Below are 13,797 nucleotides of genomic sequence, written 5' to 3' on the forward strand. Positions count from 1 at the left end.
GCTGGTGCTCACGACGCCGCCCCGACCGGCCCTCCCGTGCGCGGACGCGCCCTGGACGCCCCCGCGGCCCGGCGCAGGGTCCCGCGGATGAGCGGCACGGCGGTGCCGGACGGGATCCGGTCGGCCCGCCTGGTGCTCACCCCGCTCGACCTGGCCGCGGATGCCGCCGGCCTGCACGTCGCGTACGGCGACCCGCGGGTCTCGCGCCCCTGGGCGGACGAGGAACCGCCCCGCGACGAGGCCGAGACCCGCGAGCGGCTCGCCGCCCGCGTCGAGCGGCCCGGCGGGCGGCTGTGGACGATCCGCCGCGCGGGCGAGCCGGACGCCCTCGGCGTCGTCGAACTGGCCGACGTCCCCCCGACGCCCTGGCTCTCGTGGATGCTGCGGCCCGCGCAGTGGCGGCGCGGCATCACCGGCGAGGCCGTGGCCGCGCTGGTGGAGCACCTCTTCGCGGCCGGGGGACTGGAGCGTGTCGAGGCGTGGGCCGACGCCGCGAACACCGGGTCGATCGGTGTCGCCCGCCGGGCCGGGCTCACCGAGCGGAGCCGTTTCACGATGTCCACGCCGGTCGGCGGGACCCGGGAGAAGGTGGTCCTCGGCAGGCTCCGGGCGCCGGGGCCGCAGCGCTTCCACCTCGCGCACCCGGTGCTCCCGGTACGGGACGTCGACGCCAGCCTCGCCCTGCTGCACGCCGGGCTCGGTCTCGAACCGGGCTTCCGGGCCGGCGAGCCCGCGCACCACGCGGCGGCCCGGCTCGGCCCGTGGTCCGCCGGCCCGGCCCTGCGCCTGGCGCTCGCGCCCGGCGGCGAGCCGATCGCGCCGGTGACCGTCGTCCTCGACGCCGGTACGCCCCTCGCCGGGCTCGCCGCCCGCTGGACCGCCGCGGGCGGGCGGACCGGCGGGCCCGTGCGGCGGATGCCCTGGGGCGCGTACGAGCTGTGCTGCCTGCTGCCCGAGGGCCACCGGCTGCTCGTCGGCGGTCCGCCGTCCTGACGGGCGGGCGGCGGGGCTCAGAGACCGTGGATGGTCAGGTGGTCCTTGATCTGGTCGAAGATCCGCTCGCCCCGCTGCGCCTGGATCTTGGCGGCCGGCATCACGACGTCGAGGGTGTAGCGGGCGCCCGTCCCGCTGACGACGTCGAGTTCGAGCTCGCGCAGCGCCGGCTTGTCGTCGTCCGTGAGGTCCGTGTAGTGCAGGTCGAGCCGGGCGGCCGGCTCGCCCTGCTGGGTGGCCTCGGTGACCGTACCGTCGGCGTCCTCGGCGGTGTCGGTGTAGTTGACCTTGCCGCCGTGCCTGTACCAGTCCAGGCCGGCGTTCGCCACGGCCGCCGCGCTGCGCTTCTCGCCCTGGGCCTTGGTGAGGGTCACCCGGAAGACCTTGTGCGGGTCGGTGTACGTGACGGAGGTGTCGTCGATGCTGCGCACGTAGTCGCCGGGCACCGCGAGGGTGGCGTCGACGCCCTTCTCGTCGTAGGACTTCCAGCCCTTCGGGACGCCCCCGCCGCCGAACGGCGAGACCACGACGACCACGGCCGCCGCCGCCAAGACGGCGGCGGCCCCCGCGGCGGCCACCCGTCCGCGGCGGCCGCGGGGCAGCACCCGCAGCGCGCGGCCGGGCGTCGGCGGGACGGCCGCCGGAGCGGGCTCCCGCTCAGGCCCGGCGGGAGGGGCCGGGACGCGCGGCGGGTCGAGTACGGCGCGCAGCTCGTCGGCGGCGCGGGCGGCGGTCGTCCGCGCCGCCGGTTCCTTGCGCAGCAGCCCCAGGACGGCGCCGGCGAGCGGACCCGCCTGGCGCGGCGCGGGCAGGTCGGCGAGCAGGACCGCCTGGAAGGTCGACGGTGTGGCCTGCCGGCGGAAGGGCGACACGCCCTCCACGGCCTGGTAGAGGACGACGCCGAGCGACCACAGGTCCGACTCGGGGCCCGGACGGTGCCCCAGCACCCGCTCGGGGGCGATGTACTCGGGCGAGCCGATGAAGGCGCCGGTCTCGGTCAGCGGCTCCTCGCCCTCGACCTGGGCGATGCCGAAGTCGGTGAGCACCACCCGGTCGTGCCGCCCGAGCAGGATGTTCGCCGGCTTCACGTCGCGGTGCAGCACCCCGGCCTCGTGCGCGGCGGACAGCGCGCCCAGCACGGCGAGCCCGATGCGGGCGGCCTCGCGCGGCGGCACCGTGCCCTCCGCCAGCACCTCGGCGAGCGACCGGCCGCGCACCAGCTCCATGACGATCCACGGCCGGCCGTCCTCGACGACCACGTCGTGCACCGTGACCACGGACGGGTGGTCGATGCGGGCGGCGGCCCGCGCCTCGCGCTGCATGCGCAGGTGGGCCGTCTCGCGCTGGGCGCCCGTCATGTGGTCGGGCATCCGCGGCTCCTTGACCGCCACGTCGCGGTCCACGACCTCGTCGTGCGCGCGCCACACCGTGCCCATACCGCCGTAGCCCAGCCGCTCCAGCAGCCGGTACCGGCCGCCGAGCAGCCGCGGCCCGCCGCCCGCGCCGCCCGCGCCGTCCGTCCGGCCGGCGGGCGCGGGTACCGCGGGGGCGGGGGAGTCGGCGGGCGGCCCGGGCGGCCTCAGCTCGTAGCTGGTCGTCGGATGCGTGCCGTCGTGCGCGGGCTCCCCGCCCGTGCCCCCGTTCGTTGCCATGGGCCGCATCATCCCAGTTCCGTTCCGGCCCGGAGGGCGCGGACCGGCGGCTGTGGCGAAGGTGTGACCCGGGCCCGGCACACGGGCCGCCGGCCGGTGGTTGACCTTGCCCCCAGGGGCAAGGTCTAGGCTCGCGGGCGGCTGCCGGGGAGCGGCCGTCCGGGAGGTGGAGGACATGAGGATCGGCGACGTGGCGCGGCGCGCGGGGGTGAGCGCGAAGGCCATCCGGCGCTACGAGGAACTGGGGCTCGTCGCCCCGCGCCGCCTGCCCAACGGCTACCGCACCTTCAGCGAGCAGGACGTGCGCGCGGTGCGCGAACTGCGGGCGCTGCGCGAGCTGGGGATACCGGCCGAGCGGACCCGGCCCTTCCTGGAGTGCCTGGCCTCCGGGGCGCAGGACGGCGACGACTGCCCGTCCTCGATGGCGGAGTACCGCGCCGCGATCGACGAGCTAGGCGCCCGCATCACGGAGCTGACCGAGCGCCGGGACCGGCTCGCCGCCCGCCTCACCGCAGCCGCGTACCGTACCGCCCGCACGGAGGCGCCGGCGCCCGTACCCGCAGGGGGCGCAGCCGCGCAGGCCGCGCCCGGCGCCGGCCTCGCCGCCCGCCTGCGCGGGTGCCGCCTGCCGCGGCTCGCGCTGGCCGCGACGGACGGCGGCACGGTCGCCCTCGACCGGCTGGGCCCCGGGCGCACCGTCCTCTACCTCTACCCGCTGACCGGCCGCCCCGACGTGGACCTGCCCGAGGGCTGGGACACCATCCCTGGCGCGCGCGGCTGCACCGCCGAGGCGTGCGGCTTCCGCGACCACCACGCCGACCTCACCGCCGCGGGCGCCACCGCCGTCCACGGCCTGTCCGGCCAGGACACCGCCTACCAGCGTGAGGTGACCGAGCGGCTGCGGCTGCCGTTCACGATGCTGTCCGACCCCGGGCTCCGCCTGGCGTCCGCGCTCGGCCTGCCGACGTTCGAGGCGGGCGGGCAGCGGCTGTACGCGCGGCTCACGCTGATCGTCAGGGACGGAACGGTCGAGGAGGTCTTCCACCCCGTGGCCGCGCCCGGCGAGCACGCCGGGCAGGTGGTGCGGTGGCTCGGCTCCGCCGGGCACCGGTGACGGGAAGGGGCCCGGCGACCGGGCGGACGCCGGTGCGTACTCCGCGTACCGGCTGCCGGAGCCGCGCGTCGCCGCCCACGCACGGCAGCGGCTCGGCGACCCCCGCGCGGTGGCCGACGCCTGTGCGGACAGCGGTCCCACGGACCGGCCGTCCGTGCGGCCCGGGCCCCGTGCCCGGTCAGGCACCGCCCGCGGGCGGCGGGGCCATGGCCCAGCGGATCACCCGGGTCAGCCCCTGGCCCGCCCAGCGCACTCCGGTCGCCTCCGTCACGGGCAGGTACGGCAGCCGCAGGGGCACGCGGGCCCATACCGGCAGCAGCGCGACCGCGTTCGCGGCCAGCACCGCGTAGCCCGGCCGCGCCGCCCACGGCACCGGCGGGGTGAGCAGCAGGAAGCGCGCGGCGTCCCGGGCCTGCGCGGTGGCCCGCAGCTCGGGGCGGTACGCGTCCAGCACGGCGGCCAGCTGCGCCTGGTCGCGCGGCGGGTCCTGCACACCGAGCGCGGCACCGACCCGCGCGGTGTCCGCGACGTACGCGTCGTAGCCCGCGTCGTCCAGCGGACGGGCGCCGTAGCGGCGGTGCGCGCGCAGGAAGCTGTCGACCTCGGCGGCGTGCACCCAGCCGAGCAGGTGGGGGTCGGACGCCCGGTAGGGTTCGCCCCCGGCCGTGGTGCCGCTCACACGCTCGTGGATGTGCCGTACCCGGGCGACCGCCCGCTCGGCGTCCGCCGCCGTGCCGAAGGTCGTCACGGCCAGGAAGCCGCTGGTGCGCTGGAGCCGGCCCCACGGATCGCCGCGGAAGCCGGAGTGCGCGGCGACGGCGGCCATCGCGAGCGGGTGCAGGGACTGCAGCAGCAGGGCGCACAGGCCACCGGTGAACATCGACGCGTCACCGTGCACGGTGCGGATCGGACGGTCCGGGGCGAACCAGCGCGGCCCCGGGGTGTCGTGGATCCGCGCCCGGACGGCGGGCCCGTCCGGCCCGGCCACCCTGGCGAACAGCTCCGCACCCAGACGGCGCCGCAGCGCGCCGAATCCGGCTGCCCCGGGGAGTTCCACCACACCGCCACCCTACGTCGGCCGGGTGCCCCGGCGGAGGCCCCGCGGCCCGTCGTCCGGGCCCCCGGAGCGGGCGGGAGGCACCCGCGCGGCCGCCGGCGCGTGCGGGGGCGCCGGGGCCGGGGCAGGATGGGCGGCAGACCGCGTACTGCCCCGTCTGCGGAAGGCCGCCCCATGCCGTTCAGCCGTCGCAAGGACCTCGGCCTGCTCGCCCTGCGCCTCGGCGCGGGCGGGACGCTGATCGCCCACGGCTCGCAGAAGCTGCTCGGCTGGTTCGGCGGGTCCGGCCTGGAGGGCACGGCCGCCGCGATGGAGGCGATGGGCTTCCGGCCGGGCCGGGAGAGCGCGCTGGCCGCGGGGCTCGGCGAGACGGGCGGCGGCGTGCTGCTGGCGCTCGGCCTGGCCACCCCGGTCGCGGGCGCGGCCGCCGCGGGTGCGATGGCCGGCGCGGTGGCCGTGCACGCCCCCGCGGGGTTCTTCGCGCACCAGGGCGGCTTCGAGTACCCGGCGTTCCTCGGTTTCGTCGCCGCGGGCCTCGGTCTGGCCGGCCCCGGCTGCCTCTCCCTCGACGCCCTGACCGGCGACCGGTTCAACCGCCCCGGCACCGTGCTGCTGGCCTTCGCGCTGAGCGCGGCCGCGGCCACCGTCGTGGTCAACCGGCGCGCCGCGGCGGCGGCCGAGGAGCAGGAGCACGCCGCGCCGTCCGGGCCGGACGACCCGGACGCCGAGACGGACCCCGCCGCGACCTGAGCGGGTGGCCCGGCCACCGGATGCTCCCCCGCCCGCGGCCGACGACCCCCTTCCACCGGTGGGTTCCGCTGCTCGCCCCTTCCCGTACGGCGGCCGCCCGTCCCGCCGATGCAGGCCCGCGGGGCAGGCCAGGAGGACCGGGTCTGGAAGTCGGAGAGCCGGCCGGCCGGTGTTCGCCGTGCTCGTGACGCGGAAGGAGCGCTCGCCGGCAGCGGCGCGTGCGGGGGTGGCGGTGCTGTCGCTCGCCGGGGCGAAGGTACAGGCTGCCGAGGCCTTCGGTGAGCTGAAGGACGAGCCGTCGGAGCTGCCCCGCAGGGCGAGCGTCCGGGTGCGGGCGGCCCGCGGACGGGAAGCGCGCTCCGCACGCGGCGGCAGGCCCGTGCCGCACGCCGGGCAGTCCGGGCGGCACGGACGTCCCTCGACGTCCGGCTCCTCCGGCGCCGCAGCGCCGTCGCCGGGCTGATCCGCCTCGGGCCTGGCCGGCCTGGCGCCACAGGGCTGCCGCCGGGACACCCGGTGACGCCCCCCGCCGGTTCGGGACGGGCGGCACGCCCGCCCGACCGCCGGGTCGTCGGTCTCCGCCGATCGTGTGGCCGACGGTGCCGAGCCCGGACCTTCCCGCCGGCCGCGCGGCAGCCGGAATGCCCGGGTTCAACGCGCGGCCGTGACATACGGAGGAATCGGCTCCGTTCAATGGCGGAACGCTTGACACCCCGCAGTCCGCATGAATCCATGGTTGCCCGTCAACTGCCGCCGCGGCAGGGCGCGGATCGACCGGAAGAGGTATTCACGGGTGATCGACGCGTCGACCAGTGCGGGAAGGGCGATTGCCGCCTACGACCGTTATCCCGCGCTCGAGGAGATCCAGGACACCGCCCGGGCGCTCGCCGCGCGCCACCCGCGGCTGTGCCGGACCCGTACCGTCGGACGTTCGCGGGCGGGGCGGCCGCTGACGCTGCTGTCCGTCGGGGACGCCGCCGACCACGTCCTGGTGGTCTGCGGGGCCCACCCGGACGAACTGGTGGGCGGCGCGGCGGCCATGGAGCTGGCCCACCGGGTGCTTGCCGACCCGGCGCAGCGCGCGTCGGTGGCCTGGGACTTCCTGCTCTGCGCGGATCCGGACGGCGCGCGGCTGGTGCACGGCGCCCACCGCGCGCGCGACCTGGAGGGATTCCTCGCCCACTATTTCCGCCCCGCCTCGGACGAGCAGCCGGAATGGGCCCCGTCGATCGGCGGGCAGCTGCCGGAGAGCGATATCCTGCTCGGCCTGATCGGCGAACTGCGGCCGTTTCTGCAGTTCTCCCTGCACGGTATCGACGTCGGCGGGACATTCGTGCAGAGCACCCGTGAGATTCCGGGCCTCGCCGGGCCGTTCACGCGTTCCGCCGCGGAATTCGGCATTCCCGTGGAATGCGGTTCGTACGACACCGTGCTCTACGCGGAGCAGGCCCCCGGGGTCTATCTGATGCCCCCTCCCGCCCCGGACGCCCCGCCCGCTCCCGGGGCCGCCCGCACGAACGGCACGTCCGCCGCCGACATCCGCGGCACCACGTGGTACGCCCCGCACCGGCACGGCGGCGCGACCGTGATCGTCGAGGCGGCGCGGTGGGCCTGCGACCGGATGAGCGATGGGAGCCCGGGCCGCGACCCGCAACGCCGGCTGGCGGCCTGCGCCGACCGGATGCGCCGCCGCGGCGACCTGATCGCCGCCCTGCTGGACGACGCGCCGGCCCGGCTGCCCGGGCCCGGCGGACGCCGTGGCAGCGGCGCGGAGGGCGACGGCGACGGTCCGCTCGTCCGCTCGGTCCGCTCCCAGCTGGGCTTCCTGCGCCGCCTCCCCGACGACTGGGACCCGCGCTGCGGCGGCCCCGGCCCGGTGCCCGCCGGGCGGCGGCTGACCGAGGGGGTGCTGGCCGGACTGGAGCAGTGGACGCACCGGGTGCCGCTGCGGGCCGCCGCGATGCTGCGCCGCGCCGTCGCCCCCGCGGGGCCGCCCGCCGCCCCGCTCACCGCCCGGCTCGACATGCTGCTGCACGACTGGACGGCCCGTTACCGGAGCACGTTCCCCGCCACCCGGCTGCCGGTCGCCCGCCAGGCCGGCCACCAGGCGGGCGTGGTGCAGGCGGCCGTCGCGCTGAGCCGTCCGGGCAGCCTTCCGGCGGCCGCGGGGGAGTGCGCGGCCGACACCCCTTAGGGGGTGGGGTCCGTGATTTAGGGGAAGACGGGCTTTAGCCGTCCTCCCTACCCTGCGCTGTATGACGGTTCTGCCTGACGAGGGGATCCCACCGGCCGCCCCGTTCCCGGAGGCCGGCCGCGAGCAGTGGCGGCAGCTGGTCGCGGGAGTGCTGCGCAAGTCGGGTGAGGAGGTCTCCGGAGCGGAGGCCGAGGCGGCGCTCGCGACCGCGCTGGACGGCGGGGTGGCCGTGCAGCCGCTCTACACCGCCGAGGACACCGCACCCGACCCCGGCCTGCCCGGCTTCCCGCCCTATGTGCGCGGCAGCGCCCTGCTCGGCGGCTGGGACGTGCGCGCGCGGCTGGACTTCGCCGACCCCGCGGCCGCCAACGCGGCCGTGCTCGACGACCTGGAGAACGGCGCGACCTCGCTGTGGCTGGCCGCCCGCGGGCCCGCCCTGCCGCCCGGCGGACTCGCCGGCGCCCTGGACGGCGTCCTCCTGGACCTCGCCCCCGTCGTCCTGGACGCCGGGCCCGACACCGCCTCCGCCGCACGCGAGCTGATCGGGCTGTACGAGTCCCGGGGCGTCGACCCCGCCGCGGTCCGCGGCTGCCTCGGCGCCGATCCGCTCGGGCACGCGGCCCGTGCCGGCGGGGAGCCCGCCCACGAGGACGCCGTGACGCTCGCCCGGCTGGTGCACCGCCGCTACCCGGGCGTGCGGGCGCTCGCCGTGGACGTCCTGCCCTACCACGAGGCAGGCGCGTCGGAGGTGCAGGAGCTGGGCGCCTCGCTCGCCACCGGGGTGGCCTACCTGCGGATGCTGACCGGCGCCGGCCTGGACGTCGAAGCGGCCCTGGGGCAGCTCGAGTTCCGCTACGCCGCGACCGCCGACCAGTTCCTGACCACCGCCAAGCTGCGCGCCGCCCGCAGCCTGTGGGCGCGCGTCGCCCGGGCCTGCGGTGCCCCGGCCGCGGCCGGCCAGCGCCAGCACGCCGTCACCTCCACGGTGATGGCGACCCGCCGGGACCCGTACGTGAACCTGCTGCGGACCACGCTTGCCGCCTTCGCCGCCGGGACCGGCGGCGCGGACGCCGTCACCGTGCTGCCCTTCGACACCGCGATCGGCGCGCCGGACGCCTTCTCCCGCCGCATCGCCCGCAACACCTCCACGATCCTGCTGGAGGAGTCGCACCTCGGCCGGGTCGCCGACCCCGCGGGCGGCTCCTGGTACGTCGAGCGGCTCACCGCCGAACTGGCCCGGGCCGGCTGGGCGTTCTTCCAGGAACTGGAGGCCGCGGGCGGCCAGGAGCGGGCCCTCGCCTCCGGGCTGCTGGGTGAGCGGATCGCCGGCACCTGGGCGGAGCGCCGCCGCCGGCTCGCGACCCGCCGTGAACCGGTCACGGGCGTCAGCGAATTCCCCGACCTCGCCGAGCAGCCCGTGCGGCGCGATCCCGCACCGGTCCGCCCCACCGGGCCCGGCGGCCTGCCCCGGGTGCGGCGGGACGAGGACTACGAGGCGCTGCGCGCCCGCTCCGACGCCCACCGCGCGGCGACCGGCGCGCGCCCGAAGGTCTTCCTCGCCGCTCTCGGCCCCGCCGCCGCGCACACCGCCCGGGTGTCCTTCGCGGCGAACACCTTCCAGGCCGGAGGCGTCGAGCCGGTGCACGCCCCGGTGTCCGTGGACGCCGGCGGCGCGGCCGCCGCCTTCGCCGCGAGCGGCGCGCAGGTGGCGTGCCTGTGCTCCACCGACGCGCTCTACGCCGAGCAGGGGCCCGCCGTCGTCGCGGCGCTGCGCGCGGCGGGCGCGCGCTGGATCTACCTGGCCGCCCGCCCGGACACCCTGCCGGGCCTGGACGGCTACGTGTTCCTGGGCTGCGACGCCGTCGCCGCCCTGACCCTCGTCCTCGACCGCACGGGAGTGGCGGCATGAGCGGCATCCCGGACTTCACCGGCATCCCCTTCACCGAGGACGGCGACGCCCCGGGCGCGACCGAGGAGCGATGGCGCTCGGCGGTCAAGGAGGCCACCGGCAGCAGTGCCGCGGACCTCGCCTGGGAGACGCCCGAGGGCATCGCCGTCAAGCCCCTCTACACCGCCCGCGACCTGGAGGGCCTCGACACCCTCGGCACCTACCCGGGCATCGCGCCCTTCCTGCGCGGCCCGTACCCCACCATGTACGTCAACCAGCCCTGGACCATCCGGCAGTACGCCGGCTTCTCCACCGCCGAGGAGTCCAACGCCTTCTACCGGCGCAACCTGGCGGCCGGCCAGAAGGGCCTGTCCGTCGCCTTCGACCTGCCCACCCACCGCGGCTACGACAGCGACCACCCGCGGGTGACCGGCGACGTCGGCATGGCGGGTGTGGCGATCGACTCGATCTACGACATGCGGCAGCTCTTCGACGGCATCCCGCTGGACCGCATGAGCGTGTCGATGACCATGAACGGCGCGGTGCTGCCCGTACTGGCGCTCTACATCGTCGCCGCCGAGGAGCAGGGGGTGCCGCCCGCGAAGCTGGCCGGCACCATCCAGAACGACATCCTCAAGGAGTTCATGGTCCGCAACACCTACATCTACCCGCCGGGACCGTCGATGCGGATCATCTCCGACATCTTCGCCTACACCTCGCGGGAGATGCCGCGCTACAACTCCATCTCCATCTCCGGCTACCACATCCAGGAGGCCGGGGCCACGGCCGACCTGGAACTCGCCTACACCCTCGCCGACGGGGTGGAGTACCTGCGCGCCGGGCAGGCCGCGGGCCTGGACGTGGACGCCTTCGCGCCGCGGCTGTCCTTCTTCTGGGCGATCGGGATGAACTTCTTCATGGAGGTCGCCAAGCTGCGCGCCGCCCGGCTGCTGTGGGCCCGGCTGGTGCGGCAGTTCGGTGCGAAGAACCCCAAGTCGCTGAGCCTGCGCACCCATTCGCAGACCTCCGGGTGGTCGCTGACCGCCCGCGACGTCTACAACAACGTCACCCGCACCTGCGTCGAGGCGATGGCCGCGACCCAGGGTCACACCCAGTCGCTGCACACCAACGCGCTCGACGAGGCGCTCGCGCTGCCCACCGACTTCTCCGCCCGCATCGCCCGCAACACCCAGCTGCTGCTCCAGCAGGAGTCCGGCACCTGCCGGGTCGTCGACCCGTGGGGCGGCAGCGCCTACGTCGAGCGGCTCACCCACGACCTCGCCGAGCGCGCCTGGCAGCACATCCAGGAGGTCGAGGCGGCCGGCGGCATGGCCCGGGCCATCGACGCCGGGATCCCCAAGCTCCGCGTCGAGGAGGCCGCGGCCCGCACCCAGGCCCGTATCGACTCCGGGCGGCAGCCGCTCATCGGCATCAACAAGTACCAGCCGCAGGACGACGAGCCGATCGACGTGCTCAAGGTCGACAACTCCGCCGTCCGGGCCAGCCAGCTCGCCAAGCTGCGCCGGCTGCGCGCCGAACGCGACGAGGACGCCTGCCGCGAGGCGCTGCGCGCCCTCACCGCGGCCGCCGCCCGGCCGTCCGGCACCGGGCTGGAGGGCAACCTGCTCGCCCTGGCGGTCGGCGCCGCCCGCGCCATGGCCACCGTGGGCGAGATCTCCGACGCACTGGAGCAGGTCTTCGGACGGCACGCGGGCCAGATCCGCACGATCTCCGGTGTGTACCGCGACGAGGCCGGCCGCACCCCCGCCGCCGAGGGCACGCGGGCGCTGGTCGAGCGCTTCGCCGCGGCCGAGGGGCGGCGGCCGCGGATCCTGGTGGCCAAGATGGGGCAGGACGGGCACGACCGCGGCCAGAAGGTCATCGCCACCGCCTTCGCCGACCTCGGCTTCGACGTGGACGTCGGCCCCCTCTTCCAGACCCCCGCCGAGGTCGCGCGGCAGGCGGTCGAGGCGGACGTGCACATCGTGGGCGTCTCGTCGCTCGCCGCCGGCCACCTCACGCTGGTGCCCGCACTGCGCGCCGAACTGGCCGCGGAGGGCCGTGAGGACATCATGATCGTCGTCGGCGGCGTCATCCCGCCGCAGGACGTGCCCGCGCTGCACGAGGCGGGCGCCGCCGCGGTCTTCCCGCCCGGCACGGTCATCCCCGAGGCCGCGCACGACCTGCTGACCAGGCTCGCCGCGGCCCTCGGCCACGAGGAGCGGTAGCCGCGGCATGCCCACGCCGACAGCCGCGGCCACCGACGCCGACACCTACGTCAAGGGCGTGCTCGCCGGGCGCCGGGCACTCGTCGCGCGCGCGATCACGCTCGTGGAGTCCGTGCGCCCGGACCACCGCGTCCTGGCGCAGCGGGTGCTCACCGAGCTGCTCCCGCACACCGGCGGTGCCCGGCGGATCGGGATCAGCGGGGTGCCGGGCGTGGGCAAGTCCACCTTCATCGACGCCTTCGGCACGCTGCTCACCGGCCTCGGCCACCGGGTCGCGGTGCTGGCCGTGGACCCCTCCTCGACCCGCACCGGCGGCTCCGTCCTCGGCGACAAGACCCGGATGGAACGCCTCGCCACCGACCCCGCGGCCTTCGTCCGCCCCTCGCCGAGCGCGGGCACGCTCGGCGGGGTGGCGCGCGCGACCCGGGAGTCCATGGTCGTCATGGAGGCCGCCGGATACGACGTGGTGCTCGTCGAGACGGTCGGAGTCGGCCAGTCCGAGACGGCCGTGGCCGGTATGGTCGACACCTTCCTGCTGCTCACCCTCGCCCGTACCGGGGACCAGCTCCAGGGCATCAAGAAGGGCGTGCTGGAGCTCGCCGACGTCGTCGCCGTCAACAAGGCGGACGGCCCGCACGAGCGCGACGCCCGCGCCGCCGCCCGCGAACTCGCCGGCGCGCTGCGCCTGATGCAGCCCGCCGGCGCCTCCTGGGCGCCGCCCGTCCTCACCTGCAGCGCCCGCGAGTCCACCGGCCTGGACACGGTGTGGGAGCGGCTGGAGGCGCACCGCGCCGCGCTCGCCGCGGACGGCGGCCTCGCCGCCAGGCGCCGCGCCCAGCAGGTCGAGTGGGCCTGGTCGACGGTCCGCGACACGCTGCTCGCCCGCCTCGACACCCACCCCGCCGTCCGCGCCCTGGCCCCCGAGGTCGAGGCGGGCCTGCACGCCGGGACCCTCACGGCTGCGGACGCGGCCCAGCGGCTGCTGCGCGCCTTCGACGGCCCGGCGCGGTGAGGGCGCGGCCGGCGTCCACCGGTCACGCCCGCTCCGGCTCCACGCCCAGTACGGCCAGGAACGCCGCGGCGGCGGGGGTGGGCCCGGAGCGGGACCAGATGACGTACTCCACACGTGCCGGCGCGTCGGTCACCTCCACCGTCACGACCCCGGCCAGGCCGGGCGTGTAGGCGGCCGGGAGCATCGCGACGCCCAGGCCCGGGGCCACCAGCCGCGGGATGAACTCCGCGCTGCTCACCTCGTAGGCGATGTCCCGGCTCAGCCCCGCCGCGGCGAAGGCCTGCTCGGACTGCGCGCGGCCCGCGGTACCGGCCGGCAGTTCCACGAAGGTCTCCCGCGCCAGCCGGGCGAGGCTCACCGCGGGCTCCCCGGCCAGCGGGTGGTCCGGCGCGACCACCGCGACCAGGCTGCCGCGGGCCAGCTCGTGGACGCCCACCCCGCCCGGCACCGCCGTGGTGGGCAGGCCCAGGAAGGCCACGTCGAGCTCGCCCGTCCTGACCTGCTCGACCAGGTCGTCGCTCGCGCCCACCCGCAGCGTGATGCGGACCTGCGGGTACCGCTCGTGGACCTCCCGCAGCGCGCCCGGCACGTCGGCGGCGGTGACGGTCGGGATCGAGCCGACCGCGAGCCGCCCGCGCACCTCGCCGACCGCGGCGGCGACCTCGGCCGCCGCCCGCCCGGCGGCCTCCAGGCACTGCCGGGCGGCGGGCAGGAAGGCCTCGCCCGCCGGGGTGAGCCGCACCCGGCGGCTGGTGCGCTCGAACAGCCGGGCGCCCAGCTCGCGTTCCAGCCGTGCCACCTGGTGGCTCAGCGCGGACTGCACGACCCGGCACCGCTCGGCGGCCCGCGTGAAGCTGCTGGTTTCCGCGACGGCGATCACGTACCGCATCTGCTGGAGTTCCATGGACC

General features: G+C 77.0%; 11 protein-coding genes. 8 read left to right on the forward strand and 3 right to left on the reverse strand.

The window, feature by feature from the left end; genetic code table 11:
- Nucleotides 1-87 precede the first annotated feature (87 nt).
- Entirely contained in the window at nt 88-993 is a 906-nt protein-coding gene (locus tag ACH4SE_RS13385) for a GNAT family N-acetyltransferase (RefSeq protein ID WP_398543488.1), read from the forward strand.
- Between the two features lie 17 nt (nt 994-1,010).
- Here ACH4SE_RS13385 and ACH4SE_RS13390 read toward each other — a convergent pair whose 3' ends face one another.
- Entirely contained in the window at nt 1,011-2,645 is a 1,635-nt protein-coding gene (locus ACH4SE_RS13390; protein ID WP_398543489.1) for a serine/threonine-protein kinase, read from the reverse strand.
- Between the two features lie 175 nt (nt 2,646-2,820).
- Between ACH4SE_RS13390 and ACH4SE_RS13395 the strand changes: the two genes are divergently transcribed.
- Nucleotides 2,821-3,759, forward strand: a complete 939-nt coding sequence (locus ACH4SE_RS13395) for a MerR family transcriptional regulator (RefSeq protein ID WP_398543490.1) — start codon at nt 2,821-2,823, stop codon at nt 3,757-3,759.
- 178 nt (nt 3,760-3,937) lie between these two features.
- Here the strand turns inward: ACH4SE_RS13395 and ACH4SE_RS13400 are convergent, their stop codons facing one another.
- The gene (locus ACH4SE_RS13400) at nt 3,938-4,819 is read right to left on the reverse strand and encodes an oxygenase MpaB family protein (protein WP_398543491.1); all 882 of its coding nucleotides are present in this window, start codon (nt 4,817-4,819) and stop codon (nt 3,938-3,940) included.
- A gap of 171 nt (nt 4,820-4,990) precedes the next feature.
- Between ACH4SE_RS13400 and ACH4SE_RS13405 the strand changes: the two genes are divergently transcribed.
- The 6 genes from ACH4SE_RS13405 to meaB all read left to right on the forward strand — a co-directional run bounded on the left by ACH4SE_RS13405 (nt 4,991) and on the right by meaB (nt 12,888).
- Nucleotides 4,991-5,566 (forward strand): DoxX family protein, encoded by a 576-nt coding sequence (locus ACH4SE_RS13405; RefSeq protein WP_398543492.1) that lies wholly within the window; start codon nt 4,991-4,993, stop codon nt 5,564-5,566.
- Between the two features lie 178 nt (nt 5,567-5,744).
- Nucleotides 5,745-6,029: a hypothetical protein gene (locus ACH4SE_RS13410; RefSeq protein WP_398543493.1), complete on the forward strand. Its 285-nt coding sequence runs from the start codon at nt 5,745-5,747 to the stop codon at nt 6,027-6,029.
- Between the two features lie 330 nt (nt 6,030-6,359).
- Nucleotides 6,360-7,760: a M14 family zinc carboxypeptidase gene (locus tag ACH4SE_RS13415; RefSeq protein ID WP_398543494.1), complete on the forward strand. Its 1,401-nt coding sequence runs from the start codon at nt 6,360-6,362 to the stop codon at nt 7,758-7,760.
- A 61-nt stretch (nt 7,761-7,821) separates the two neighbouring features.
- Complete coding sequence (locus ACH4SE_RS13420; protein WP_398543495.1) at nt 7,822-9,669, forward strand: methylmalonyl-CoA mutase family protein; 1,848 nt, start codon at nt 7,822-7,824, stop codon at nt 9,667-9,669.
- On the forward strand, nt 9,666-11,876 hold the full coding sequence (scpA, locus tag ACH4SE_RS13425; RefSeq protein ID WP_398543496.1) for a methylmalonyl-CoA mutase: 2,211 nt from the start codon (nt 9,666-9,668) through the stop codon (nt 11,874-11,876). Before ACH4SE_RS13420 ends, scpA begins: the two co-directional genes overlap by 4 nt.
- Nucleotides 11,877-11,883: 7 nt before the next feature.
- Nucleotides 11,884-12,888, forward strand: a complete 1,005-nt coding sequence (gene meaB, locus ACH4SE_RS13430; RefSeq protein WP_398543497.1) for a methylmalonyl Co-A mutase-associated GTPase MeaB — start codon at nt 11,884-11,886, stop codon at nt 12,886-12,888.
- A gap of 22 nt (nt 12,889-12,910) precedes the next feature.
- Here meaB and ACH4SE_RS13435 read toward each other — a convergent pair whose 3' ends face one another.
- Complete coding sequence (locus ACH4SE_RS13435; protein WP_398543498.1) at nt 12,911-13,792, reverse strand: LysR family transcriptional regulator; 882 nt, start codon at nt 13,790-13,792, stop codon at nt 12,911-12,913.
- Nucleotides 13,793-13,797: the final 5 nt, after the last annotated feature.

This window comes from Streptomyces sp. NPDC020983 (assembly GCF_044333485.1).
Taxonomy (GTDB): Bacteria; Actinomycetota; Actinomycetes; order Streptomycetales; family Streptomycetaceae; genus Actinacidiphila.

Coding starts and splice junctions, on each gene's coding strand:
- ACH4SE_RS13420 (WP_398543495.1), top strand. CDS start 7,822: ATGACGGTTCTGCCTGACGAGGGGATCCCACCGGCCGCCCCGTTCCCG.
- ACH4SE_RS13390 (WP_398543489.1), bottom strand. CDS start 2,645: ATGGCAACGAACGGGGGCACGGGCGGGGAGCCCGCGCACGACGGCACG.
- ACH4SE_RS13435 (WP_398543498.1), bottom strand. CDS start 13,792: ATGGAACTCCAGCAGATGCGGTACGTGATCGCCGTCGCGGAAACCAGC.
- ACH4SE_RS13405 (WP_398543492.1), top strand. CDS start 4,991: ATGCCGTTCAGCCGTCGCAAGGACCTCGGCCTGCTCGCCCTGCGCCTC.
- ACH4SE_RS13395 (WP_398543490.1), top strand. CDS start 2,821: ATGAGGATCGGCGACGTGGCGCGGCGCGCGGGGGTGAGCGCGAAGGCC.
- meaB (WP_398543497.1), top strand. CDS start 11,884: ATGCCCACGCCGACAGCCGCGGCCACCGACGCCGACACCTACGTCAAG.
- ACH4SE_RS13385 (WP_398543488.1), top strand. CDS start 88: ATGAGCGGCACGGCGGTGCCGGACGGGATCCGGTCGGCCCGCCTGGTG.
- scpA (WP_398543496.1), top strand. CDS start 9,666: ATGAGCGGCATCCCGGACTTCACCGGCATCCCCTTCACCGAGGACGGC.